The sequence below is a fragment of the Mariniflexile sp. HNIBRBA6329 genome, assembly GCF_043558645.1.
Taxonomy (GTDB): domain Bacteria; phylum Bacteroidota; class Bacteroidia; order Flavobacteriales; family Flavobacteriaceae; genus Mariniflexile.
In genome coordinates this window covers 102,860-129,134 of record NZ_JBIFXS010000003.1, presented here as the reverse complement: position 1 = coordinate 129,134, position 26,275 = coordinate 102,860, and the positions used below count along the sequence as shown (strand labels likewise).

Here is a 26,275-nt window from a genome sequence, read left to right as displayed (position 1 = left end):
ATAAATTTCCAATTAAAATATAAATTAGCTTTTTTTGTATAATTTTTTTAATTTAATGAAAACTTTCAAAAGGAATTTTTTTGTTAAAGTCTCTCAAAAACAAGGTCATTATAAAGGGATTCGTTTTTATATGCTTTATAGCATGTAATACTGCTATATATTCTCAAAATAGCAATAACGATGATTTTATTCGTTTTGTTGATTCAGCTGAAGTTTACATAGATATATCTTCAAAAAAAGCCCAAGTATTTCTAGACTCTATTCCTGAACCTGTTGAAGTTGTACTAAAAGGGCGTCTTGCAGACTTTTATGTGATTAAAGCTTTAATACACGATGAGCGAAGTGAATATGCACGCTCTAGCCAAAATTACATGCAGGCTATTAAGTATGCCGATAAAGAAAGCAATTATAAAGTAGCGGGTAATGCTTGTTTAGAGTTGTTTGCAAGTTTGCATTTTGCAAAAAAAGATTCTTTAGCTTTCGAATACTTAGATAAAGCTAAAAACTATTATGAGCTTGATAATAATAGTAACGGACTTATAGAAGTTGAACAAATGTATGCTTATATTGAGTTTTCCAATGATAATTATAAAACGTGCAATAGCATGTTGTTGAAAAATTTAGATACTTATAGGAAAATAAAAGACGACGCCTACTTTTATTTATTTGCAACCTATATGCTAATTTCAAATTATATTGAGTTAGGTGATTTAAAAAGTGCGTACGCCTACCTAAAGGAGTTTGAAAATTTAGAAGCTAATACAACCATAACCAAATTTAACTATGAGTCATTTAGCGCAGGTATTAACTTGAATTTTGCTGAATATTATCTAAAGAGTAAAGCCATAGACTCCGTTTCTCGTTATTTATCTAAATCTGAAAAGCATAGAAAGGTTATGAATAATGATTTGGAAAGGAAGTATTTAAACCTTAAAGTAAATGTTTATAAAACCCTTGGCGATTTAGATAACACTAAAAGATATTTAGATTCTATTGTTTTTTTTGAGAACAAAATATTTAATAGCAATCTAGAAGCCAGTTTACAGTTAAACAATGTGTTGCTTAAAAAAGAAACCGAATTAGAAAACGAAAGCCAAAAGAAATTCTGGAATGGAGCGTTGGCAGTATTATTTTTTGGAGCATTGTCTTTTATTAGTGTTTTCTTTTTAATTCATTATAAAAAAAGCAAATACAAGTTAAAGGATTCTTTAAATAAAGTCAATAATCTATCCTATTTAAAATCTAATAATGAAAAGCTTACAGGCAAGTTGTTAGGTTTGGAAGAATATATTGTTAACCTTAAAAAGGAGGTTAAAAATATTTCAACCATACACGATGTTTCAATTCAAAGAGAAAAAATTAAAGATTTATATAAAAATTTACTTCATAATTCATCTACGCTTTTAGATAAAAGCGAAAATCATTTAGAATTAGTAAACAATCTTAATGTTGAATTTTTTAATAGAATACAATCTAAATATCCGCAATTAAATGATTCTGAAATTATCACATGTTATTATTTATTCATGGATTTTAAAAACAAAGAGATTGCCTTATTTTTAAATATATCTGTAAGAGCTTTAGAAAGTAAGCGCTATAGAATATCAAAAAAGATTAATCTCAACACAAAAGAAACATCATTGCTAAATTTTCTTAAGCAAACATTTAAGGATACAAAAGTAGGATAGTATAAAATTTTCAAATCAAACCATGTTATTTATAAGAATAATATTATAAAGTGTTTGTTTTATCATCGTGCGTAGTAAATGCGTAGTGAAAAGTTAACATAGTATAATAACAATTAGCAATATTTGTATTGCTATTAATTGATTAACTGATTTATCAATAACATATAAACTTCTGTTTTCTAATTGGTTGGAATTTGGTTGAATTTTAAAGCTTTATCAAGCGGATAATTTAATCTAAAACAAAAGTTGTTATTGACAAAAAAGTTGTTTTTAGGGATTAAAAAAAGGGGTCTGTTTTTAGACTCCTTTTTTGTTGTAATTTTTTTAATAATTATGTGACCTATCTATAGCTTTTGTGTCTCAATAAAAAAGTAAACAAATAAACTAGCGGAAGCTACATTTGAAAACCTTAACAAACAGTACCGAACTGCCAGATGAAGATCTGGTAAAAGCCATTGTGAGAAACAATGATACATTGCTTTTTGAGATTTTGTATGATAGATACGCAGTTTTGGTATTTAATAAATGTTATAGTTTTTCTAAAAACGAAGATGAGGCTAAAGATTTAACACAAGATGTGTTTTTAAACCTCTTTGTTAAATTGGCTAGTTTTAAAGGAACAGCTAAATTTTCAACTTGGTTATATGCTTTTACATACAATCATTGTGTAAATTATATAACTAGAAATACGGCTAAGAAAATTGAAAAGCAATCAGTGGAATATGCTGATATGGAAAATATTTCAGATGTAGAAGACGAAAGCGGTTTTCTAGAAATGAAAGTAGATAAGTTACAAAAAGCATTAGAACTCATTTCTCCAGAAGAGAAAATGATTCTATTATTAAAATATCAAGATTTCCTTAGTATCAAAGAAATTGAAAGTGTTTTAGGAATAGGGGAAAGTGCTGTTAAAATGCGTATTAAGCGAGCTAAAGACAGGCTTATTAATGTATATAATGAAAATTTTAACTAATGGAAAATCCATTTAAGCATATTAACCAGCCACTTAAGGACGTTCCGCCAGAGCTTAAGGCTAAGGTGATGAACGATATTGCCATGGCTAAGTTGTTTATGGATTTGGCAACACTGTTTTCATACAATATGGGGAACGTCATAGAGTCGGTTATAAAAAACAGAAAAAAATAAAAAGATATTTAACAACAAAACTAAATGGAAAAAGTAGCAAAATGGAAAGAAATAGCCATGGAATCTGTAACGAAGCTATGGTTTGAAATAGCAAGTATATTCCCAAACATTATAGGTACTATAGTTGTTTTAATATTAGGTTGGTTGTTTACTAAGTTAGCTATTCGTATTATCAAAAAACTATTAACATTGGCAAAGGTTAATAAGTTAGACAATACCATTAACGAAATTGAAATTATTGAAGGTAAAAATTTAAACTTCAATACAGTAAAAGTCGTTTCCGTTTTTGTAAAGTGGCTTATATATATTGTACTACTTATAATGGCTTCCGATATTTTGGGGTTAAAAATAATATCGCAAGAGATAAGTAATTTTTTAGGCTATTTACCGCAGTTATTTGGAGCCTTAATAATATTCATTTTAGGATTATTATTTGCTAATATGGCAAGAAAAGGCATAAAATCTTTTTTTGAATCTATGGAACTATCTGGCTCTAAAATTGTGAGTCAAATAGTATTTGTAATTCTTTTGGTGTTTATTTCCATTACAGCCTTAAATCAAGCTGGTGTGGATACCGAAATTATTACCAATAATGTTACCATGATACTTGGTTCATTACTATTGGCTTTTGCTTTAGCGATAGGAATAGGAGCTCACAAGGTGGTAGGTGATTTGTTAAGAACTTTTTATGCTAGAAAAACTTATGAAATTGGTCAAGTTATAGAGTTTAATAATATTAAGGGAGAAGTAGAGTCCATTGATGGGATATCGGTAAAAATAAAAACAGCCCAAGGTAAATTTGTAATACCAATTAAAGATATTGTAGAGAGTCAAGTACGCGTACAGGATTGACTTTAAGTTAGGGTTAAAATTTGGTTGGTTAATTTCCTGTAATCAGAAAACCTCTCTGCATGTTACAATCCCTTTTCATTTATTTGAAAAGGGATTTTCTTGTTTTTAATTATTTGATTTATCATTAAAAAAGTAAATTAGCCGTTACATTATTCAAAAAACCAACGAAAACAATGAAAAAGTTATTGCTCATTCTTCTTTCAACATTTTTATTTACCGCTTGTTTTAAGCAAAATACAGCACCACAAACTAAAGTGCTTCCAGAAGTTTCTGCCAACACAGTTGGTATGTCTCCAGACCGGCTTAGTCGTATAGATACCATGTTAACCAATGCTATTAAGGACAACAAAATACCTGGTGCAGTAGCGTTAATTGCACGACATGGTAAAATAGTGTACCACAAAGCTTTTGGTATGGCAAATAATAAATCGAAAGAAGCATTGAAATTAGATCATATTTTTAGAATTGCATCGCAAACTAAAGCCATAACCTCCACAGCAGTCATGATGCTATGGGAAGAAGGCAGGTTTAGTTTAGACGACCCTATTTCTAAATACATACCAGAGTTTGCAAATCCACAGGTGTTAGAATCTTTTAATGAAGCAGATTCATCATATACTACCAAACCCGCCAACAAAGAAATAACCATAAGAAACCTGCTTACACATACATCAGGTATTGGTTATGGGCAAATTGATGGTGATGCACAATTCAGAAAATTATACGCCAAAGAAGGAATTGTAGATCTATTCACTACGGAAGATGTGAAAATTGCCGATAACATTAAAAAACTGGCAAGCTTGCCATTACATCATAACCCTGGTGAAAAATTTACTTATAGTGAAGGATTAGATGTGTTGGGGTATTTTGTTGAGATCATCTCAGGAATGCCTTTTGATAAATTTCTGAAAACAAGAATTTTTGAACCTTTGGGTATGAATGATACCTATTTTTATCTCCCTGAATCGAAGTATAACCGATTGGTAACCGTTCAGACAAAACGAGATAATAAATGGATAAAGTATCCTGTAACTTTTTACGATACCGATTATCCAAAAACTGGTGCTAAACAATTTTTATCTGGTGGTGCAGGACTTTCAAGTACTGCTAAAGATTATGCCACCTTTTTACAAATGTATTTAAATAAGGGAGAACTTAATGGGGTTCGACTTTTAAGCAGAACCACCGTAGAAACCATTTTAACCAATCAAATACCTTATATTTCTAATGAGATTCCTGCGGTTCATGGGTTGGCATTTGGACTTGTAGATACCAAAAAACACGATTTGGGAGGTAGTGGAAGCGAAGGTACTTTTGAATGGGGCGGTTATTTTAATACACAATATTTTGCAGATCCAAAAGAAGAACTAATAGGCATCATTTTAAAACAAACCAAAAGCGTAAGTGAAGATACGGCTGGAAAGTTTAGGCTTTTGGTACATGCTGCAATTGCGGATTAGTTATAAGTTGCTTGTATTGAAATCTGTTTTTTAATTTATTCAGCAGAAATTTTTTTTTGATGATTTTTCTTCTTTCTGTCATCAAATATTTCTGTTTTTTTACTACATTTATTTTTATAAAACCTTTAACTTACTTTAAATGGAATACTCTAAAGGAGTTTTGTTGTATAAAAATTACAGCTTATCAGTATCTAAAATGATTTTCTTAGTTTTAGTATTTATAAACTTGAATAATTGCTCAAAAGATAATGAAGAAGATAAAGTAGAAGAAGTACCAATTGATTTATCCCTTAAAATAGATAAAATATTACCTAATAAAGCTGATTTAGGAGATACACTTTCCATAGTTGGAAAGAATTTTAAAAGAAGTGTGATTTTATATCTTGATGAAAAAAAATTAGAAATAGTTTTTAACAATGATACTTTAGTTAAGTTTAAAGTTCCTTACAGCGGATTTAAACCATCTGATTTCAAAATCAAAATTGACAATGGCGAAGGCGTAGATAAAATGGAAATTTTAACATCGCCTTTTCAATTATATACACCTAGTGTTGATTCAATTCCAGTTAACTTTAAGTTTGGAAGAGAAGTTGTTGTTTATGGTAAGCATTTAACAAATTTTCCATCAAAAAACACAGATATCATATACTTAAATAGTCAGCAAATTACTGTCACTAGTCATAGTAAAGATTCTATTGCATTTAAATTACCAAATAATTTACAAAGTTTTGAGCAGGATCTCTTAATAAAGGCTCAACTTCAAGAAATAGAAATACTGAAAGGTGTAAAATTACCTGAACCAATTATTACTGGCGTTTCAAAGAAAGATGTAAAACTTGGCGATAATATAATGATTTATTTATTTAATTTCTTCCCAGATATTACTAGATATAATGATTTTTTTATTGCAGATAATAAAGTAGAAGTAATAGAATCGTACAGTGATTCTATACTTGTGAAAGTCCCGTTAGGACCTTACAAAGGCAGGGATATAGGCAACTTAAAAGTTAAAATATTTAATACAGATTTTAAAAACACTGTTCCGTTAAATCTTGTCTCAAAATGGTACTTATCTGCATTTAAAAAAGATTACGAGATTACAAATGGAATAGCTGGTGTAGGTCATTTAACATTCTGGAGTTTTTATGATAATAATGCGCCATATTTTAATGTATACAGGAATAGTAATGATGTTTTAAACAATGTCATTTATCAATACACCCCCGAAACGGATGAATGGAAAGAATCTATTCTCCCTATATCAACCGTAGGTATGAGGTTTGGAGAAGTTTTTTACTTTATCCCTTTGAACGATGGAAAACACACCTATTTATATATTAGCAGAGCCACTAATAATTTTTATAAATATAATTTTCAAACCAATACGGTAACTCAACTAAAAGATTTTGTGAACAATGAACTAATTCAACAACCTACAGGATTTGTACATAATAGCGAGTTGTATTTTGGTTTGGGTTATACAGGTTCTACATCAGTATATCAAAATAGAAAAATATGGAAGTATAATGAAATTGATAATTCTTGGGTACAGTCAACTGAAATACCATTAGTTAACAGTACAGATTTAAGAAATGCTCCTAGTGTTTTTAAAAATAACGGTAAGTATTACATTGGAAATGGATTGGAAAGTACAACCAATTTTTGGGAATTCACTCCTGATAATACATGGGTTAGAAAAAGTGACATAGCTAAGCCGTCTCAATATGCTATTAATGTTCAAGTTAATAACAGAGGATTTTATTATAACAATTATCTCAAAAATTTTTGGGAATATAATATTGGAAGCGATCAGTGGTTAGAACGGAATGACTTAAAAGCAGAGGGGTATAGTTTTGGCCATGAATATATGTTTATTCATAATAATTACGTTTATTTAGTTGGTTATCAGTTAGGTTATCCTCCAAATAATTCACCTTTTACTAGATACGATCATATAATTTTAAGAACTGAACTTTCTAATTTCTAATGTAATGCCAAGAATATTTATTTATACATCTATGTTTTTGTTGGTTTTTAGCTGTCAAAAAGATGACCCAACTCCAACACCTGAAGCAATTAATTTAACCTTATCTGTTTCTGTTCCTCAAAATGGTGGAGTTAATTTAAAAGCTACTTATACTGGTTTGGATTTAAATAATATTTCAGAATCGGGCTTTTTATTATCAAACCAGCCCGTGCCAACTTTAAATAACTCAATCATTATACAAAGTAAAATAACAGGCAATCAATTAGAAAATACAATTAACACAGATTTAGTCTATAATGGAGAATATTTTGTGAGAGCATATATAAAAGTTGCAGATACCGAAATTTATTATAGCGATGAGCAATCATTTGTGTCTTTAGGATCCACTACTCCAATAATCAAAGAAGTACCACAGCAAGCACATATATTAGATACGATTTCAATTTCTGGTAATTATTTCTCAACAAAAACGAATTATATTAAAGTATCATTAGGAGGAGAATCAAGTAGAATAATTTATTCAAACGATAGTATTATAAAATGTATTGTTCCTGTAACTTTAAAAAGCTTTAACCCAACAATAGAAGTTAAAATATATGAGAAGAAGGTAACCTTTAATGGCTTTTCTTTATTCAAACCAGAAATATCTTCAATTTCATCTTTAAGTGGCACGTTTAGAGATGAATTGATTATTAATGGAGACCATTTTGATTTTGAAAAATCAAGAAACAAAGTTTATTTTGGAAATGTAGAAGCTACAATTACCTATGCCGATAGAAATACTTTAAAAGTTTTAGTTCCCGATGATTTGGAAAGTAGTTCTGAACAAATTAAAGTTTCAGCTCAATTACAAGAAAATTCATTTAGCGATAATTTTAAGCTTATAGCCCCAAAAATAAACTTTGTTGAAAAAAATGTATTTGCAAATCAGAGCGTCGTTATTCAAGGAGCTAATTTCCACCCCTTAAAAGACAAAAATTTTATCTACTTTGAAGAAGCTAAGGCAAACATCTCATTTGGAGATACACAAAACCTTAATACAAAAGTTCCTTTTGGCGCCTTCCCTAGAAGAAAAGCCATTGTAAAAATTCAGTTGTTAGACTTAATAGTTGAATACGAGGTTGAATTGAATATTCAAGACAAATGGATAATGGTATCTAATAACCTCCCTTTTCGTTTTTATAGAGGTATTAATAATGCGGTAGTTACAAATAACACCGCTTATGTTATAGCTCCTTCAAAAGATTTATTTGATGACAACTATTATTTATGGAAATTTAACCCTAATAATTTTGGTTGGGAAAAATCTACAATTCCTTTTTCAATAAAGTGGAGCGGTGTGGCAGAGGCAAACATGGATAAATTATTTGTTTATACTGCTGATAGCAATAATAGTTTTTGGGAATATAACCCACTAACCCAACAATGGAAACAGCTTCCAAATTATCCTGGGGCTAGAAGAGATTACGCTACGCATTTTTCAATAAACAAAGAAATATACATGGGAATGGGCGCTGACTTTGAACCTTATACAAGAATTACTTATGGCGATTTTTACAAATATTCACCTGATACAAATACTTGGACACAAATTGTTGATTTTACATATCAAAATTATTTTTTACGTACAGAAACGTCAACTTTTACAATCAATAATATTGCCTATGTAGGTAATGGGGCAACAAATACTGGAATGGTAGATTATTGGTCTTATCACCCTAATACAAATGAGTGGATTAGAATAGCAAATTTTAAAGATTCTAGAAGATATACGGCATCGTTTGAACTTAATGGTTTTGGATATGTTACTGGAGGTAATCCAACAGGTGGCAGTAATACTAAAGATTGTTGGAAATATAATCCTTTATCTAATATTTGGACTAAAATTGATGATATTGGTCATATTGAAAGAGGAGGACATTTTTCGTTTTCACTAAACGGTAAAGCCTATGTTGGTGGTGGTGGTATTTACGATTCTGGTGGTTCAAATGGCTATGATTTTTATGAGTATATACCATGAAAATTATTTTCAATAAGTATTGATTATATAAATTAACTATGACAAAAAAAAAACTCCAAATCTTAATAATTATATTATTAGGAATTACAATCTTCACTTGTGAAAAGGATGAATCGGAATCTGTAGGAAGTGTCCATGGTGTCATTTTATCAAATGGTATAAAGGTAGATGGTGTTTCAATAATACTAGGCGCTACAGACCAGACCACAAGTGATTCTCAAGGATATTATAGTTTTAATAATATTAAAGCAAAGACTTATCAAATTAAAATATCAAAAGCAGGTTATGTTCCAATACTTGAGAATATAACTATTCGGGGAGAAGATAATCTAGTTAAGGATTTCGAAATTATTAAAATAGCAGCCCCTGTGGTATATACCGGATCTATATTAAATGTAACACAAACTTCTGCTAATGTAAAAGGTAATATTGCTTCTTTAGGCTCGGGGTATCCAGGAACAGTTGAATACGGTCACTGTTGGTCTACAACGGCTATGCCAACCATTAATAATTCTAAAACAGAATTAGGGATACCAAATTCAACAGGTGAATATCAAAGTAGTATTGCTGGACTAGAGGGCAATACCCAATATTATGTTCGTGCCTACATAAAAATAGGTACAGTTGTATTTTATGGTAATGAATTTGAATTTAACACAAAAGCTTATCCACCAGAAATAATCAATTTTAATCCCAAATTTGGCCCAATAGGAACAAGAGTGGAAATTACTGGAAATCATTTTTCAACAACAATTTCAGAAAATACCGTAAAATTCGGTGATTTTACCGCTGAAATTGAATCTGCCACAGAAAACGTATTAGTTGTTAAAGTTCCATATGTTTATATGGCACAAAAATTAAATATTACTGTTACAATTGAGGATTCGACAGACGCTTCAAACGACTTTTTTGATATATGGTTTCCTTGGTTGCAAAAAAGTAGTCAAAGCTCTAAAACCTTTGATGCAGCATCTTTTGTTATGGATGGATTCGGTTTTGTAATAGGATCAAATAGTTTATACATGCTAAAATATAATCCTATTTACGATTCGTGGGAGAATAATTTAAGTCTACCTGAAAACTCAGGAAAAAAACCTTTTGCTTTTAATTCAGGATCTAAGGTTTTTGCGCTCTTAGAAACAAGCTTTTGGGAATATAATACACTAACAAATATTTGGAAAAAACGGAAAAATTTTACAGGCTCATTACAAACTGACAGAAGGTATAATTTCAATTTTAGTTTAGATGGTAAATTGTATATAGGCAATTGTTATAAAACATATGAATTATGGGAATATGACATCGTTACTGATTTGTGGAAAAGAAAGGCTGATTTTATTGGAAATTTTGATACTAGCAATCCTGTTTGGGGAAACTATACATTTGCCCTAGGGCAAAAAGGTTTTTTAGGAATTAGTCAAACGGCATTCGGAATAAATACGTTATGGGAATATAATTCTACACAAGATGCATGGGTATCAAGAACACCAATACCTTCAAATGCATATAATCTATATGCAAGTTTTATTATTAATGATGAAGCCTATGTTGGATTAGGGCAAAATTTCGAATGGGGAGATGGTTATGTTTCTAATACATTGTGGAAATATAAACATGTTACTGATGAATGGATTAAACTTCAAAATTCACCAATTAATATGTCTGTTTATACTAGCTTTAGTATTAACAATAGAGGATATGTGCTTCCAATGTATACAAAATTCAATACTAAATTGAACGATGTTTGGGAATTTAATCCTTTAATGAATTAATTAAAAAAGAAAAGATAATTTAGGATAGAATGAATTAAATTAGATTGTAATTGATTTAATGAAGGTTGTAATATTATTTCCTCTTATTCCGCTTATTATAATTCTTATCACCTCTGGTTTTAGGTTTTTTGTATTTGGCTGCAATTTTAAATTTGTAAGAACCGCCTAAATTCTCTTTGGAGTTTTTTTCAGATTTTTCATGAAACGCAGGCCCTGGCGCATCTTCATCTTTGCGTTTTATGGGGTTGTAGCGTTCTTTTATTTGTGGACGTTCTTCTTCAATCAATTCGGTAGATACTTCAACTTCTTCAGGTAAATTTTCTAAAGAAATAACCATTTTCATTAGGTTTTGAATACTTTCAACATGTTCCTGCTCACTTTCCGAAGAAAGTAAAATAGCAGTTCCTTCACGTTCGGCTCTACCGGTTCTACCAATACGGTGCATGTAGTTTTCTGGGTAATCGGGCGTGTCAAAATTTATAACATGACTAACGTTGTCAATATCCAAACCACGCGCCATTACATCGGTAGCAACCAAAATACGGTTATCACCATTTCTGAATTGCTCAATGCTACGCAAGCGATAATTTTGTGTTTTGTTGGAATGTATCACGCACAATTCGTCATGGAATAATTCGTCTAGTTTTTCAAATAAGCGGTCTGCCATTTTTTTATGCGATACAAATATTAATACCTTATTAAAGGTTTCGCTATCAATAAGCAGGTGCTTTAATAAATTAACTTTTGTGTAAAAGTTAGGTGCATTGTAGCGAATTTGTACAATGTTTTCAAGCGGTGTACCCGAAACTGCAATAGAAACACGCTCAGGACTTTTAAAGAAATCGTTAATAAGGATATCTACATCTTCCGTCATGGTTGCAGAAAACATTATGTTTTGGCGTTTTTCGGGTAGTAAATCGAAAATATTAATCAATTGGTGCCTAAACCCTAAATCGAGCATCACATCTACTTCATCAATTACCAATTTATGAATGGATTTTAGTTGTAATACGCGGCTTAAAGCCAAATCGTACAACCTGCCTGGTGTCGCCACTAAAATATCCACACCATCGGCAATGGCCTGTTTTTGGGTATTAATATTGGTGCCACCATAAACACCCAACACGCGGGTATTCATGTATTTTGCAAGATTTTCTATATCGTTAACCACCTGAACTACCAATTCACGAGTTGGAACTAAAACCAAAACACGTGGACTTTCTTGCGTTGAAAATTTTAAATGTTTTAAAATTGGCAACATGTAGGCGAAGGTTTTACCGGTACCTGTTTGGGCAATACCAACAATGTCGGTACCCGAACATACCACATTAAAAGCTTCTGCTTGTATGGGTGTGGGTGTGGTAAAGCCTAAATCGTTTAAGGCGTTGTATAAAGGTGTGTTTAAATTTAAATTTTCGAAAGTCACGGTGTGCTATTTAGCTGGCAAAGTTAAGCTTATTATTCTATTTAGACTAAACTGTTGTGTATTTCAATGGTATAAGTGGCTTTAAAAGTATTGCCAGCTTTTAGTTTTAAAATACCTTCTTTGGTTTTAAAGTCTTGATTGGTGTCTTCACTATCGGCAATTCCTAGCCAGGGTTCAATACAAACGTAATTACCCGTTGGTTTTGCCCATATACCTAAATAAGGAAAATCTTTATAACTTACCGAAAGCACTTCGCCATATTTTTTGCTTTTTAACGCCACTTTTCTCGATTTTAAATCTTTAAAAATAAGTGCATCTTCATTAAATAAATCGTGGGTTAATGCTAACTTATTAGTGTTGTTTAAAATAGGTTTTTTTTCAGTTGAAATAAGCCCATTTGCCATATTAATAAGATGGGTTTTTGAAGTTTCGGTATGTTCAAACTCTAAAAAATAATCTCCATAGTTTTCATTTTCAAATACGGGACATTTAAAAGCGGGATGCCCGCCAACTGAAAAGTACATGGTTTTATTATCTACATTTTTTACTGTATGAACTACTTCAATAACATTATCTATAAGTTTGTAAGAAATATAAAACTCAAATTTAAACGGATAGTTCTTTAAAGAATTTTCATTGTATGCCAATTTAAAAGTTAAACTATCGGCGGTTTGTTCGTGCAAAACAACCTGGGCGTTGTTTCTAACAATACCATGTTTTGGTAAATTATATGTTTGGTTTTCAAAAACATAGCTATCGTCCTTTAAAGCGCCAATTACAGGGAATAGATTTGGTGCATAGCTAGCCCAAACTTCCGGATTTGCATCCCACATAAATTCGGTGTTCTTTTTTACAGACGTAATTTTACACAATTCGGCACCTACTTTTTTTACCGCTATTTTAAGTTGTTTGTTTTCTAAAGTTATCATGTAATTGAAATTTAAACTAAAGTACAAAACTTGTAATTTTTTAAGGAATCTAACTAACTTTACAGCTTAAATTTTAGAATTGAGAGCAAAATACAAGCATACCGATAAAAATATTGAATTGTTTAAGCAACAATTATTGAATTGGGCGCAACAGTTTGATGATGTTGTGTGGTTAGATTCTAACAATTACGAACAAAACTACTCAAATTACGATGCTGTGTTGGCAGTTGATGCTTTTACAAGTCTTAAAACCGATTACACACAGGCTTTCGAGCATTTAAAAGAATACCAAGCCATTACAAATGATTGGATTTTTGGTTATTTAACCTACGATTTAAAAAATGCTGTTGAAAATTTAATATCTCAAAATTTTGATGGTTTAGAGTTTCCCGATTTGTATTTTTTTCAGCCTAAAAAGCTTTTCTTTTTTAAAGGCAATCAAGTGGAAATGCAATACTTAAAAATGGTTGATGATGAGTTTGAAAGTGATTTACAATATATTCAACAAATTAACGCATCAACAAATCAACAAATCAACAATCAGATCAAAATAAAACTCCGCATCCACAAAGATGAATATTTCGAAAAAATTAGCAACATGCTTGCCCACATTCATCGAGGTGATATTTACGAAGCCAACTTTTGCCAAGAGTTTTATGCTGAAAACACAGAAATCAATCCTTTAGAAACCTATAATAAACTCAATGCTATTTCAAACCCACCATTTGCAACCTTTCTTAAGTATCAAGATAAATATTTGCTTTCTGCTTCACCAGAGCGCTATTTGAAAAAACAAGGAAACACCATCATTTCGCAACCCATAAAAGGAACAGCAAAGCGTTCTAAAAATATCGAAGAAGATAAGCAGTTAAAACAAGATTTGTTAGATAACGAAAAGGAACGCAGCGAAAATATTATGATTGTTGATTTGGTTCGTAACGATTTATCTAAAACCGCCATAAAAGGCAGCGTAGAAGTAGAGGAACTATGTAAAATATACAGTTTTGACCAGGTGCATCAAATGATTTCTACGGTAAAATCTAAGGTTGAAACTGCTACAAACCCAATTGATATTATTAAAAGTACCTTTCCCATGGGAAGCATGACCGGGGCTCCTAAAATTTCAGCAATGAAAATTATTGAAGCTGTGGAAGAAACCAAACGTGGACTCTATTCCGGCGCTGTTGGGTATTTCACACCAACGGGCGATTTTGATTTTAATGTGGTAATACGCAGCATTTTATATAATGAAACAAAAAAATACGTATCATATTCCGTTGGAGGTGCCATTACAGCCAAAAGCGACCCACTTAAAGAATACGAAGAATGCCTGGTAAAAGCCAAGGCGATGCGACAGGTTTTAGAAGACTAGTCTAAATTCGTGTTAAAGGTTTTTTTAACGGTTTGGATGATGCGTTCAATACGTTTTACTTCAATGTTTTTAACTTTTGCAATGTCGTGTACACTCAGCTTTCCAAAAACATATAAATCGATGATATTGGATACATTTAAAGGCAAACGGCTGTACATATTACCTAACACTTCATTGGATTTACTGGAATTGGAAGTATTAAAATCGAATGCATTTAAAATGGCGTTCTCGCTATCATCATATAAAAAAAGATGTTTGGCATGTCCGTTTTGTTGGTATGAAATATCATCTAAATCTTCATTCATAATATAATCAAACCCATCATCAATCGTATACTTTTCTTCCAAAGCATCCAATTCTTCTTCTAAAATGGCATTAGTGCTTATGGTATTTTTATGGAAGGATTCATTTTTGAAAATAGCCTCTAAATCGGCATCAACAATTTTAAAAAGTTTCAGCTTTAAAGCGTCGGAATGCATATCAATATCATATCCTTTTTCATATAGCTTGATAATACTTTCATCAATAATACCGTTTGAAGCATACATTTTTTTTGGAATAACACCTGTGTTTTCAGCAATATAAAGACGGTGTTTTACGTAAGGATGCAGTTGATGGGACACACCCACCACTTTTTTGTTAAACGCTGTTTGAGTAGCCTGGTCGTTTAATTTTTTAGTTGTACTCATAATATCCGTATTTAGTATGTCCTTCTAAATTTACAAAATTCTATTGGATAATGTATAATGAAAATGAGTTTCCGTGCGCTTTAACTATTCGATAATATACTTTGCGAGATTAAAATAAACCTTAACTTTGAAATATGATTAACAACTTTCAAAACCATATAAATTCCAAGCTCTCATTTTTAAAGAATAGTAAGCTTTTGCTGGCTATCTCTGGAGGTATTGACAGTGTGGTTTTAGCACATTTATGCCATAGTATAGGGTTGAATATAGCCTTAGCGCATTGTAATTTTAATTTACGAGGAAAAGAAAGTGATGACGATGAAGATTTTGTGCTGCAACTGGCAGAAGACTTAGATTTAGAAGTTTTTATTGAAAGCTTTGATACGAAAGCCTATGCTAAAGACCATAAACTTTCCATACAAATGGCAGCCCGCCAGTTACGCTATAATTGGTTTAAAACCTTGGCGGAGCAACTTCAGTTTGATTATGTATTAACTGCCCACCATGCCGATGATAATTTGGAAACCTTTTTAATAAACTTTACTAGAGGCACCGGTTTAGAAGGGTTAACGGGCATTCCAGAAGTGAATGATGTTTTTGTGCGTCCGCTTTTGCCTTTTTCGCGAGCGGATATTGAAGTCTACGCTAAGGCACGTAAATTAAAGTGGGTGGAAGATAGAAGCAATAATTCAACTAAATATTTACGAAACAAACTGCGTCATGATGTTATTCCAATTCTAAAGCAAATAAACCCAAGTTTGTTGGATGGTTTTCAAAAAACCATCAGCCATTTACAGGGTTCCAGCGATATCGTGGACGATAGTATAGAAGCTCTTTTTAAAAATGGCATCATGAAATTAACCCCTACAGGGTTTAAGTTGCAGATTTCTGAAATACAAAAGTTTTATAACCCGAAAGCCTATTTATACCGTTTTCTAAACACTTACGGATTTACAGAATGGGATGATGTTGTAAACTTATTGCAAGCACAATCGGGTAAATGGGTACAGTCATCAACCCACCGTTTGATAAAGGATCGGGATTTTTTACTATTAAGTGAAATCCTTGAAGATGAACATGCATCCATGACTGTTTTAGAAACCGATAAAAAACTAGAAACACCCATAGGGACATTGTTTTTTGATGAAGCAGATGCCATGTTAAATACAGATAAGAACACAATTTATATTGATAAATCTACCATAACCTTTCCCTTAACTTTAAGGAAATGGGAGGATGGCGATGTGTTTTATCCATTGGGGATGCAGGGTAAAAAGAAGAAGGTGAGTAAGTATCTTAAAGATGAAAAACAATCACTTTTAGAAAAAGAACAAACATGGTTGCTGTGTTCGGAAAACAACATTGTTTGGATTCTTGGAAAACGTGCCGATGAACGCTTTAAGGTTACCGAAAAAACTAAGCATATTTTAAAAGTTGAATTGAAATAATTTAAACGGAATAGTCAAATTAAATAACTGTGTCACACTGAGCGCGTCGAAGTGTCTCATTATCAAAAAATCATAATTTGAAATTACAAGGCAATATAGTCGATATACCAAACAAACGTATTTTTAAAGGTGAAATCACTATTGAAAACGGGAAGATTTTTTCAATTGAAGAAAGCCAGCACTATGTTGAAACTTATATACTCCCTGGCTTTGTAGATGCCCACATTCACATTGAAAGTTCCATGTTGGTTCCTAGTGAATTTGCACGATTAGCGGTCACACATGGCACGGTTGCTACGGTTTCCGATCCTCACGAAATCGCGAATGTTTTGGGTGTTGAAGGTGTAGAATTCATGATTGAAAACGGCAAAAAAGTACCGTTTAAATTCAATTTTGGTGCGCCATCCTGTGTGCCTGCCACCACGTTTGAATCGGCTGGAGCCGTCATCGATTCTGAAGCCATTAAAACACTTTTAGAAAACCCAGACATCAAGTATTTAGCGGAAATGATGAATTACCCAGGCGTGTTGTTTGACGATGCCGAAGTGATGAAAAAAATAGCATATACGAAGCATTATAACAAGCCCATAGATGGTCATGCACCAGGTTTACAGGGTGATGCTATAACCAAATACATACATGCTGGAATTTCAACCGACCATGAGTGTTTTACTTTTGATGAAGCCTTAGAAAAACTTCAAAAAGGTATGAAAATTCTAATTAGAGAAGGAAGTGCCGCCAAAAATTTTGAAGCACTTATAGATTTAGCTTCAGAACATTTTGAAAACATGATGTTTTGCAGTGATGATAAGCATCCAGACGATTTAATATTAGACCATATCAACAAGCTTTGTGCTAGGGCTATTGCAAAGGGGATTGATGTTTTTAAAGTATTGCAAATGGCCTGCGTGAATCCGGTAAAGCATTATAATTTAGAGGTGGGTTTGTTGCAAGTTGGCGATGCAGCCGATTGTATTGTGGTTGAAGATTTAATAAATTTTAAAACCATTCAAACCTATATAAATGGGGCGTTGGTGTTTAGTAAAGGTGAATCGTTAATCAAGCCTGTAACATTTAAAAACCTGAATAATTTCAATTGTAATAGCAAAGAAGTTTCAGAATTTAGATTTGAATTTTCATCAACCCTTCGACTGCGCTCAGGACAAGCAAAAATTAGAGTCATTGAAGCTTTGGAAGGGCAATTAGTAACCAACGAATTCATTGAAGATGCTTTGGTTGTTGATGGGAATTTAGTGTCAAATATCGAAAAGGACATTTTAAAAATGACAGTTGTCAATCGATATGAAAACCAAAAACCAGCCATCGCGTTTATTAAAAATTTCGGACTAAAAGCAGGTGCTATTGCATCGTCTGTTGGTCACGATTCGCATAATATCATTGCGGTAGGTGTTTCCGATGAAGCTATATGTAGAGCGGTTAATTTAATTATTGAAAACAAAGGCGGTATTTGTGCAGTATCCAATTCTGAAGAAAATATAGTACCATTACCAGTAGCAGGAATTATGAGCGATCAAGACGGTAAAACCATAGGTAACCAATATGCAGAACTTGATATCATGGCAAAAAAATTAGGCAGCAAACTAAATGCGCCGTATATGACCCTATCGTTTATGGCGTTGTTGGTAATTCCATCATTAAAATTAAGCGATAAAGGGTTGTTTAATGGCACGGATTTTAAATTTACTGGTTTGACGATTGACGATTGAGAATTACGAATTGATAATTTTGTATTCCAAAAACCCAAAACAAAAACTAACAACTAGCAATCCATATGCCAATAATCGACTCCACATACAAACCTTCATTTTTATTTGAAAAGGGTTTTATTTCCACAGTATATTCTGGTTTAGTTCGTAAGGTTTCCATCAAACAAGAACGGGAACGCATCATATTAAGTGATGGCGATTTTTTGGATTTAGATTGGAGTTTTTCAAACGAAAAAAGCAACAAACTCATTGTTTTACTCCACGGTTTGGAAGGGCATGGGCAACGGCCTTACGTTACAGGTGCTGCAAAACTATTTAACGATGCTGGTATAGATGCGGTGTGCATGAACTTTAGAGGTTGTAGTGGTGAACAGAATTTAAAGTATTACAGCTACCATTCTGGTGCTACCGAAGATTTGGAGTCCGTAATCAATCATGCCATTTCCAATAAAAATTATTCTGAAATTTATTTGAAAGGCATTAGTTTGGGTGCAAATATCATTTTAAAATATTTGGGTGAGCGAGCGTCTGTTCCACAGGAAGTAAAAGTAGCTATAGCGGTTTCAGTGCCATGCGATTTGTATGGTTCGTGCAAGGAGCTGCATAAACTTAAAAACCGATTGTTCCATGACCGTTTTTTAAAAGATTTGGTATATCATTTAAAGTTAAAACAAGAAAAGTTTTCCGATAATTTGAGTTTAAATGAACTGAATTCCATCAAAACATTAATTGATTTTGATAGCGTTTACACCTCAAAAGCCCACGGTTTTAAAGATGCTTTAGATTATTATAAGCAATGCAGCAGTCTGCAATTTCTTCCTAATATAAAAACACCAACGCTTATTATAAATGCGTTAAACGATTCGTTTTTATCTCCGGAATGTTACCCAGTAAAGGAAGCAAAAAACAATCCGTTTTTGCATTTAGAAATGCCAAAATTTGGTGGTCATGCTGGGTTTATTGGTAAAAAGAATGTGTATTATAATGAAAAACGCGCTTTAGAGTTTGTACAGAATCACAAAAAAAAATAGCATTATATTGAAATTTACATTAAAAATTATCGGATTAGTGATTCTATTAATATTTCTATATTTCATAGAATCATTAGTTTTCTGGCTGATTTTCGGAAGCGGAGGACAGGCGAGTACTGTTGCAGAAAAATGGTCGACAAAATTTGTGATGTATATGTTACCTTTACTTATTATAGTCGGTATTGCATATAAAGTATTCCAAAAAAAATAAAATCGAATTGAAATTGAACACAGACGATTTTTTAAAAATAAAGACAAATTACCTTGAAAGTACCAGACCTCACAGGTTTTTAAAACCTGTGAGGTCTTAAAATAAAATACTGTCTATTTGAAAAGAAAAATTCAATTTTCAACATAACATCATTTTTAAGGTTTCATAAATAGCTATATATTTAAGAATATTTTTGATTTTAATATGAGCGCATCCCAAGAAGATAAAGCCAAAACCCCTGAAGTTTTTACCAATTTAAAAACGAAAACCCCACCAACAAATAGCGTGGGTTTTGGGGCTTTAAAAGCTGCTATTGGTCATGCAGCGAAATACATGAATCCTGCCGATGCATTGAAAATATCATTGAAGCTAAATCAAAAAGGCGGATTTGATTGCCCTGGTTGCGCATGGCCAGACCCAGATGATGAGCGCTCTCCTTTAGGTGAATACTGTGAAAATGGGATGAAAGCCATGGCCGAAGAAGCTCAGAACAAAACCATTGGTGAAACGTTTTTTCAAAAACATTCGGTTGATGAACTCGCGAGTTGGTCTGATTTTGAAATAGGCAAATCAGGACGATTATCAGAGCCTATGTTTTTAGAAGCAGGCGCATCGCATTACCAACCTATTTCATGGGAAGACGCCTTTGCAAAAGTGGCAAGTCATTTAAATACCCTTGAAAATCCTGATGAAGCGGTGTTTTATACGTCTGGTAGAACCACCAATGAAGCGGCATTTTTATATCAATTGTTTGTTCGTGAATTTGGTACTTCCAATTTACCCGATTGTTCCAATATGTGTCATGAAGCGAGTGGAAGTGCATTATCTGAAACTTTGGGCATAGGAAAAGGCTCGGTAACTTTGGACGATTTGTATAAAGCTGAAGTTGTTATGGTTATTGGTCAAAATCCAGCAACAAACCACCCAAGAATGCTAACTGCTTTGGAAAAATGCAAAAACAATGGAGGTAAAATAATTGCCATCAATCCATTGCCGGAAGTCGGTGTGATAAAATTTACCAATCCACAAAATCCTTTAAAATTGTTAACGGGCGGAACAAAACTAGCCGACGTGTTTGTGCCTATTACCATTAATGGCGATGTGGCTTTTATAAAAGCGGTTCTTATTAAATTACTTGAGAAAGAAGAACTTGAAGGCGGGGTGTTTGATACTGAATTTATAAGTGCATACACTGCAGGTTATGATGACTTTATATTAGATTTAAAAACATACAATTTTGACAATTGTTTGAAATTATCAGGTGTTTCCAAAGAGGTATTTGATGAAGCTTTCCATTTGATAAGCAATAATCAGAAAATCATTATTTGTTGGGCAATGGGCTTAACGCAACACCAAAATGCGGTAGATAATATTCGCGAATTGGTAAATCTGTTACTTTTAAAGGGGAGTATAGGTAAAGAAGGTGCCGGTACCTGTCCGGTGCGAGGGCATTCCAATGTGCAAGGTGATAGAACGGTTGGTATTTGGGAATCGGCGCCACAAGCATTTTTAGATAAAATTGAAGCGAAGTATGGCTTTAAACCGAGCACAAAACATGGTTATTCGGTTATTGATGCCATCAAAGCCATGCACCAGAAAAAAGCAAAAGTATTTTTTGGGATGGGAGGCAATTTTATATCGGCAGTTCCCGATACGGAATACGCTGCCCAAGCTTTAGGGAATTGTAATTTAACGGTGCATGTAAGTACCAAATTAAACCGTTCGCATTTAGTCACGGGTAAAGAAGCATTGATTTTGCCATGTTTAGGACGTTCTGAAAAAGATTATCAAAAAACAGGGATTCAAGTACAAAGTGTTGAAAACTCTATGGGTATTGTGTCTTCAACCAAAGGCATTTTAGAACCTTGTTCCGATAAATTACTTAGTGAAGTCGCGGTGGTTTGTGGGGTTGCGCATGCTACTTTAAAGGATAGATCAAAAATTCATTGGCTTCAATATCAAGACGATTATAACTTGGTACGTGATGATATTCAAGAGGTTGTTGATGGATTTGAAGATTACAACACCAAACTAAAGCAACCTTCAGGGTTTTATTTGCCCAATGGTGCACGGGTTAGACAATTTAAAACCAAAACCGGAAAAGCCAATTTCACCATTAATAAATTACCGGAATGGAAGCTAAAAGATGATGAATTAATAATGATGACCATTCGTAGTCACGACCAATTCAATACCACCATTTACGGATTAAACGACCGCTACCGAGGTATTTATAACGAACGTCGTATCATTTTTATGAATCGTGAAGACATGGAAATCAGAGGGTTGAAAGAACAACAGGTGGTTAATCTTAAATCGGAATTTAATGGAGTTGTTCGTAAAGCCAATAAATTTAAAGTGGTTGGTTATGATATTCCTAAAAATTGCTGCGCTACGTATTTTCCAGAAACAAATGTACTGGTTCCTTTAGATAGTTTTGCGCATACCGCTAAAACACCTGCTTCTAAGAGCGTTATTATTACATTAGAAATTATATAGTATTCTTATTCTTTCGTATTTCTAGTATTGATATTTTGATTAATACTTAGAAAATGATTGTTCAATTTGAGAAATTGTTAATAGTGACTCACAATCAGCATTTTTTTATCTAAAAATAAGTATTATTACGTAGTTTTTATTTATGTTTGTAACGTAAAATACGTAATTATGAATCGAGCATGTTATAAGTATTATCATTTAAGCAAGTGATTAATAGCGAACAGCATGTGACAATTATAAAACAATAAATATTAACACATGAAAAAAATTATTGTTGTAGGTAACGGTATGGTAGGGTATAAGTTTTGCGAAAAATTTGTAGCCCTTGCAAAAGACAAAAAATTTCAGTTGACTGTTTTTGGTGAAGAACCCAGACCAGCATACGATCGTGTTCATTTAAGTGAGTTTTTTCAAAATAAAGATGCAAAAGCTTTAGAAATGGCTCCAAGAACTTGGTATGAAGAACATGGTATTGAGTTAGTGACCAATGAGCGTATTACAGCAATTCATCGTGTTTCTAAAAAAGTAACAACTTCTAAAGACTTAAATTATAAGTACGACTATTTAGTATTAGCTACGGGTTCTGCGCCTTTTGTGCCAAATATTCCTGGGGTAGAAAAACAAGGTGTTTTTGTTTACAGAACCATTGAAGACTTGGAAGATATGCTTTCTTATGCGGCTAAATTGAAGAAAGGCAGAAAAAAAGACACGATTAAAGCAGCAGTTCTTGGGGGTGGTTTATTAGGTTTGGAAGCTGCCAAGGCGGTTATGGATATGGGCTTTGAACCGCATGTGGTTGAATTTGCGAATAAGTTAATGCCACGTCAGTTAGACACCAGAGCTAGTAAAGTTTTACAAGAAAAATTAGAATCCTTAGGGATCAATATACACTTATCCAAAGCTACCAATAAAATATTGGGTGATAAAACTATCACAGGTATGGAGTTTGGCGAGTATGATAAAATAGATGTTGAAATGCTTGTTATTTCGGCAGGAATTAGACCGCGTGATGAGTTAGGAAAAACCTGTTTTTTAGAGATGGGAACCCGCGGTGGTATTGTGGTTAACGACAGAATGCAAACTTCCGATCCTGAAATTTATGCTATAGGTGAAGTGGCTTTATATAACCAAATGATATACGGTTTGGTAGCGCCTGGTTACGATATGGCAGGTGTTGCGGCAAACCAAATTTTAGGAAATGTAGAGGTTCTGATGCAAAGTGATATTGATATGTCTACCAAACTAAAATTGATAGGTGTAGATGTAGCGAGTTACGGCGAACCTTTTATGCCTGTTGAAAAAGGTTACTCTATCATTTACGAAAACAAAACCAAAAACTTATATAAACGTATTAATATCAGTCATGATGGGAAAAACCTTTTAGGAGGAATTTTAGTTGGTGATGCGTCTGATTATAATATGTTTCACCAAATCTATTTAAACGGATTGCCAATTCCAGAAGATGCCGAAGAGTTGATTTTAGGAAGTAGAGGTGAAGGTGGTTCATCATTTGGAAGTGTGATGGATATTCCTGATGCAGCGCAAGTTTGTTCTTGTGAAAGTGTTACAAAAGGAGCTATTTGTTGTTCGATTACTGAGGGCGATTGCCAGAATTTAGGCGATGTTATTGCAAAAACCAAAGCAACTTCAGGTTGTGGTGGTTGTAAACCTATGGTGGTCGATTTGGTAAATGAAACCTTAAAATCCTTAGGTAAAGAAGTTAAAGAAACGCTTTGCGAGCACTTTAGCTTTAATCGTCAAGAATTATACGATTTAGTAAAAGTTAATAAAGTTAAAGATTACGACGAAGCATTGAACCTGTTTGGTGAAGGCGATGGTTGTGAGGTTTGTAAGCCAGCATTGGCATCTATTTTCGCTACCATTACTATGGAGACGCCAAACAAACAAGTGGCTATCCAAGATACCAACGATAGATTCTTAGCAAACATTCAACGTAATGGAACCTATTCGGTAGTGCCTAGAATTGCGGGTGGTGAAATTACACCAGACAAGTTAATCGTTATTGGTGAAGTTGCTAAAAAATACGATTTATATACGAAAATTACGGGTGGACAACGTATCGATTTATTCGGTGCACAGTTACACGAATTACCACTTATTTGGAAAGAATTAATTGATGCTGGTTTTGAAAGCGGACATGCTTACGGAAAATCGTTAAGAACGGTGAAAAGTTGTGTAGGTTCTACATGGTGCCGTTACGGTATGCACGAAAGTGTAACGTTCGCCATAGAAATTGAAGACCGTTACAAAGGTTTGCGTTCGCCACATAAATTAAAAGGTGGGGTTTCGGGTTGTATTAGAGAATGTGCCGAAGCCAGAGGGAAAGATTTCGGATTGATTGCTGTTGAAGGTGGTTGGAACTTATATGTATGTGGAAACGGTGGTGCTACACCAAAACACGCCATTCTTTTCGCAGAACAATTGGATGATGCTACAGCTATTAAATACTTAGATAGATTCTTAATGTTCTACATACGTACCGCAGGGCCTTTAGTTAGAACCGCACCTTGGTTAGAAAAACTGGATGGTGGTATTGAGTACTTGAAGAAAGTAGTTATTGAAGATTCCTTAGGTATTGCTGAAGAATTGGAACAAGAAATGCAAGGGCTTGTAAACAAATACGAATGTGAGTGGAAACAAGCTATTGAAGACCCAAATATGGCAAAGCGTTTCAAACATTTTGTGAATTCGGATGATACCGATGATAACTTGGTGTTTGTACCAATGCGTGACCAAAAGATGCCGAAAGCGTGGTAAGTCAATTGACAATTATCAATTATCAATTGTTCCGCGTTAGGGATTGTAGCGGAAAGCCCGCAGTGAGGCACGAGCGAGGACTTGTAGCGTAAAGCCCGACTTTTACGCTCCTGCAAGGTTTTAAAAACCTTGTAGGTATAAGTAAAAGGAACGCCCAAATAAAAAGAATTGAATTAAGCGGATTTGTTTAATTGTTTGTAACACTTATACAAATCAACAGATAAACAAATCAACAAAAAATATAGATATGCAAAACATTCTTGAACAATATAAATCGGTTACAGAAGCAGAAGTAAAAACTTGGTTTGAAGTGGGTACGGTATCGGATTTTCCTGAAAATAGTGGCGCCTGTATCAAGTACAAAACCAAGCAAATAGCGGTGTATAATTTCGCTAGAAAAGATAAATGGTATGCCTGCCAAAACTTATGTCCACATAAAATGGAAATGGTTTTATCGTTGGGGATGATTGGCGATAAAGAAGGCGTTGCTAAAGTGGCTTGCCCGATGCATAAAAAGAATTTTTCGTTGGAAGACGGTAGTAATTTAGGCGGCGATGATTTAAAAATTGCAGTGTATCCTGTTAAAATTGAAAGCGGAAATGTGTATATTGGCTTTTCAGATTAACCAATAATACATACACATCATGAAACCAACACGTTTTGAGACAGCCATAGCCTTAATCGATAAAAAAAATTCTGAAGATCCGAATGTTTACCACGCATGTGGGTTAGATTTTCCTAAAGAATTATTGTATTCACAACGGATGTCTCAAAAGTTATTGCAGTTTAAACCCGATGCTTCTAGAGCGCTTCAAATTGCATGCAGAGCACAACATATTTGCCGTTGGAAAATAGCCAGAGACGAATATCCAATGGATCGAGTAGGTTATTTAAAATGGCGCGAAACCCTAAAAAAAATGCATGCTGAAATAACAGCAGATATTTTAAAAGAAGTGGGTTATGAGGAGGAGTTTGTTGAGCGCGTATCGTTTTTAATCAATAAAAAACTTATTAAAAAAAATGAAGAAAGCCAAACCATTGAAGATGTCATATGCTTGGTATTTTTAGATTACTATTTTGAAGAGTTTGCTGAAAAGCATGACGATGCAAAGGTGATTGATATTCTTCAAAAAACGTGGGTAAAAATGTCGGAAGAAGGACATGCAGAGGCCCTAAAACTTAAATTTTCAGATAAAAGTTTAGTACTTGTAAAACAGGCTATTTCTTAAATACAATAATA

At 33.2% G+C, this 26,275-nt stretch carries 19 protein-coding genes; 16 read left to right on the top strand and 3 right to left on the bottom strand.

The features are described from left to right. The first annotated feature begins 80 nt into the window (after positions 1-80). From ACGK9U_RS05150 to ACGK9U_RS05115, 8 genes are all read left to right on the top strand, one after another. Entirely contained in the window at positions 81-1,688 is a 1,608-nt protein-coding gene (locus ACGK9U_RS05150) for a helix-turn-helix transcriptional regulator (protein WP_394465301.1), read from the top strand. Between the two features lie 400 nt (positions 1,689-2,088). Beyond that, complete coding sequence (locus tag ACGK9U_RS05145; RefSeq protein ID WP_394465300.1) at positions 2,089-2,661, top strand: RNA polymerase sigma factor; 573 nt, start codon at positions 2,089-2,091, stop codon at positions 2,659-2,661. Beyond that, positions 2,661-2,834 carry a hypothetical protein gene (locus ACGK9U_RS05140; RefSeq protein ID WP_394465299.1) on the top strand — a complete coding sequence of 58 codons (174 nt, stop codon included), beginning with the start codon at positions 2,661-2,663 and terminating at the stop codon, positions 2,832-2,834. Before ACGK9U_RS05145 ends, ACGK9U_RS05140 begins: the two co-directional genes overlap by 1 nt. A 24-nt stretch (positions 2,835-2,858) precedes the next feature. Continuing rightward, entirely contained in the window at positions 2,859-3,686 is an 828-nt protein-coding gene (locus tag ACGK9U_RS05135) for a mechanosensitive ion channel domain-containing protein (protein ID WP_394465298.1), read from the top strand. A 173-nt stretch (positions 3,687-3,859) separates the two neighbouring features. After that, a complete protein-coding gene (locus ACGK9U_RS05130; RefSeq protein ID WP_394465297.1) occupies positions 3,860-5,146 on the top strand; it encodes a serine hydrolase domain-containing protein in 1,287 nt (428 codons plus the stop codon). A 139-nt stretch (positions 5,147-5,285) separates the two neighbouring features. Then, positions 5,286-7,133: an IPT/TIG domain-containing protein gene (locus ACGK9U_RS05125; protein WP_394465296.1), complete on the top strand. Its 1,848-nt coding sequence runs from the start codon at positions 5,286-5,288 to the stop codon at positions 7,131-7,133. Between the two features lie 4 nt (positions 7,134-7,137). Further along, positions 7,138-9,153, top strand: a complete 2,016-nt coding sequence (locus ACGK9U_RS05120; protein WP_394465295.1) for an IPT/TIG domain-containing protein — start codon at positions 7,138-7,140, stop codon at positions 9,151-9,153. Between the two features lie 38 nt (positions 9,154-9,191). Continuing rightward, complete coding sequence (locus tag ACGK9U_RS05115) at positions 9,192-10,925, top strand: IPT/TIG domain-containing protein (RefSeq protein WP_394465294.1); 1,734 nt, start codon at positions 9,192-9,194, stop codon at positions 10,923-10,925. A gap of 73 nt (positions 10,926-10,998) precedes the next feature. Here ACGK9U_RS05115 and ACGK9U_RS05110 read toward each other — a convergent pair whose 3' ends face one another. Together ACGK9U_RS05110 and ACGK9U_RS05105 are read right to left on the bottom strand one after the other, a co-directional pair. Further along, on the bottom strand, positions 10,999-12,351 hold the full coding sequence (locus ACGK9U_RS05110; protein ID WP_394465293.1) for a DEAD/DEAH box helicase: 1,353 nt from the start codon (positions 12,349-12,351) through the stop codon (positions 10,999-11,001). Positions 12,352-12,392: 41 nt separating this feature from the next. Next, positions 12,393-13,280 (bottom strand): aldose 1-epimerase family protein, encoded by an 888-nt coding sequence (locus ACGK9U_RS05105; protein WP_394465292.1) that lies wholly within the window; start codon positions 13,278-13,280, stop codon positions 12,393-12,395. A gap of 79 nt (positions 13,281-13,359) precedes the next feature. On the opposite strand from ACGK9U_RS05105, the gene pabB reads away from it, so the two are divergent. Continuing rightward, positions 13,360-14,652 carry an aminodeoxychorismate synthase component I gene (gene pabB, locus ACGK9U_RS05100; RefSeq protein WP_394465291.1) on the top strand — a complete coding sequence of 431 codons (1,293 nt, stop codon included), beginning with the start codon at positions 13,360-13,362 and terminating at the stop codon, positions 14,650-14,652. Here pabB and ACGK9U_RS05095 read toward each other — a convergent pair. Continuing rightward, entirely contained in the window at positions 14,649-15,341 is a 693-nt protein-coding gene (locus ACGK9U_RS05095; protein ID WP_394465290.1) for a hypothetical protein, read from the bottom strand. The two genes, pabB and ACGK9U_RS05095, sit on opposite strands and share 4 nt — an antisense overlap. 134 nt (positions 15,342-15,475) lie before the next feature. Between ACGK9U_RS05095 and tilS the strand changes: the two genes are divergently transcribed. From tilS to ACGK9U_RS05060, 7 genes are all read left to right on the top strand, one after another. After that, entirely contained in the window at positions 15,476-16,789 is a 1,314-nt protein-coding gene (gene tilS, locus ACGK9U_RS05090) for a tRNA lysidine(34) synthetase TilS (protein ID WP_394465289.1), read from the top strand. 77 nt (positions 16,790-16,866) lie between these two features. Then, positions 16,867-18,516, top strand: a complete 1,650-nt coding sequence (ade, locus tag ACGK9U_RS05085; protein WP_394465288.1) for an adenine deaminase — start codon at positions 16,867-16,869, stop codon at positions 18,514-18,516. Between the two features lie 65 nt (positions 18,517-18,581). Continuing rightward, positions 18,582-19,547: a YheT family hydrolase gene (locus ACGK9U_RS05080; RefSeq protein WP_394465287.1), complete on the top strand. Its 966-nt coding sequence runs from the start codon at positions 18,582-18,584 to the stop codon at positions 19,545-19,547. Positions 19,548-19,962: 415 nt separating this feature from the next. Next, positions 19,963-22,257, top strand: a complete 2,295-nt coding sequence (locus tag ACGK9U_RS05075) for an FdhF/YdeP family oxidoreductase (protein WP_394465286.1) — start codon at positions 19,963-19,965, stop codon at positions 22,255-22,257. 258 nt (positions 22,258-22,515) lie between these two features. Beyond that, positions 22,516-25,035 (top strand): nitrite reductase large subunit NirB, encoded by a 2,520-nt coding sequence (gene nirB / locus ACGK9U_RS05070; protein WP_394465285.1) that lies wholly within the window; start codon positions 22,516-22,518, stop codon positions 25,033-25,035. A 247-nt stretch (positions 25,036-25,282) separates the two neighbouring features. After that, the gene (gene nirD / locus ACGK9U_RS05065) at positions 25,283-25,660 is read left to right on the top strand and encodes a nitrite reductase small subunit NirD (RefSeq protein ID WP_209657087.1); all 378 of its coding nucleotides are present in this window, start codon (positions 25,283-25,285) and stop codon (positions 25,658-25,660) included. Between the two features lie 19 nt (positions 25,661-25,679). After that, positions 25,680-26,264, top strand: coding sequence for a DUF4202 domain-containing protein (locus tag ACGK9U_RS05060; protein ID WP_394465284.1), 585 nt, complete (start codon positions 25,680-25,682; stop codon positions 26,262-26,264). Positions 26,265-26,275 lie beyond the last annotated feature (11 nt).

Bases quoted from the DNA above. Each gene is read 5' to 3' on its own strand.
- ACGK9U_RS05140 (WP_394465299.1), top strand. From the start codon at position 2,661: ATGGAAAATCCATTTAAGCATATTAACCAGCCACTTAAGGACGTTCCG.
- ACGK9U_RS05135 (WP_394465298.1), top strand. From the start codon at position 2,859: ATGGAAAAAGTAGCAAAATGGAAAGAAATAGCCATGGAATCTGTAACG.
- ACGK9U_RS05130 (WP_394465297.1), top strand. From the start codon at position 3,860: ATGAAAAAGTTATTGCTCATTCTTCTTTCAACATTTTTATTTACCGCT.
- ACGK9U_RS05125 (WP_394465296.1), top strand. From the start codon at position 5,286: ATGGAATACTCTAAAGGAGTTTTGTTGTATAAAAATTACAGCTTATCA.
- ACGK9U_RS05120 (WP_394465295.1), top strand. From the start codon at position 7,138: ATGCCAAGAATATTTATTTATACATCTATGTTTTTGTTGGTTTTTAGC.
- ACGK9U_RS05115 (WP_394465294.1), top strand. From the start codon at position 9,192: ATGACAAAAAAAAAACTCCAAATCTTAATAATTATATTATTAGGAATT.
- ACGK9U_RS05105 (WP_394465292.1), bottom strand. From the start codon at position 13,280: ATGATAACTTTAGAAAACAAACAACTTAAAATAGCGGTAAAAAAAGTA.
- ACGK9U_RS05095 (WP_394465290.1), bottom strand. From the start codon at position 15,341: ATGAGTACAACTAAAAAATTAAACGACCAGGCTACTCAAACAGCGTTT.
- tilS (WP_394465289.1), top strand. From the start codon at position 15,476: ATGATTAACAACTTTCAAAACCATATAAATTCCAAGCTCTCATTTTTA.
- ACGK9U_RS05080 (WP_394465287.1), top strand. From the start codon at position 18,582: ATGCCAATAATCGACTCCACATACAAACCTTCATTTTTATTTGAAAAG.
- ACGK9U_RS05075 (WP_394465286.1), top strand. From the start codon at position 19,963: ATGAGCGCATCCCAAGAAGATAAAGCCAAAACCCCTGAAGTTTTTACC.
- nirB (WP_394465285.1), top strand. From the start codon at position 22,516: ATGAAAAAAATTATTGTTGTAGGTAACGGTATGGTAGGGTATAAGTTT.
- nirD (WP_209657087.1), top strand. From the start codon at position 25,283: ATGCAAAACATTCTTGAACAATATAAATCGGTTACAGAAGCAGAAGTA.
- ACGK9U_RS05060 (WP_394465284.1), top strand. From the start codon at position 25,680: ATGAAACCAACACGTTTTGAGACAGCCATAGCCTTAATCGATAAAAAA.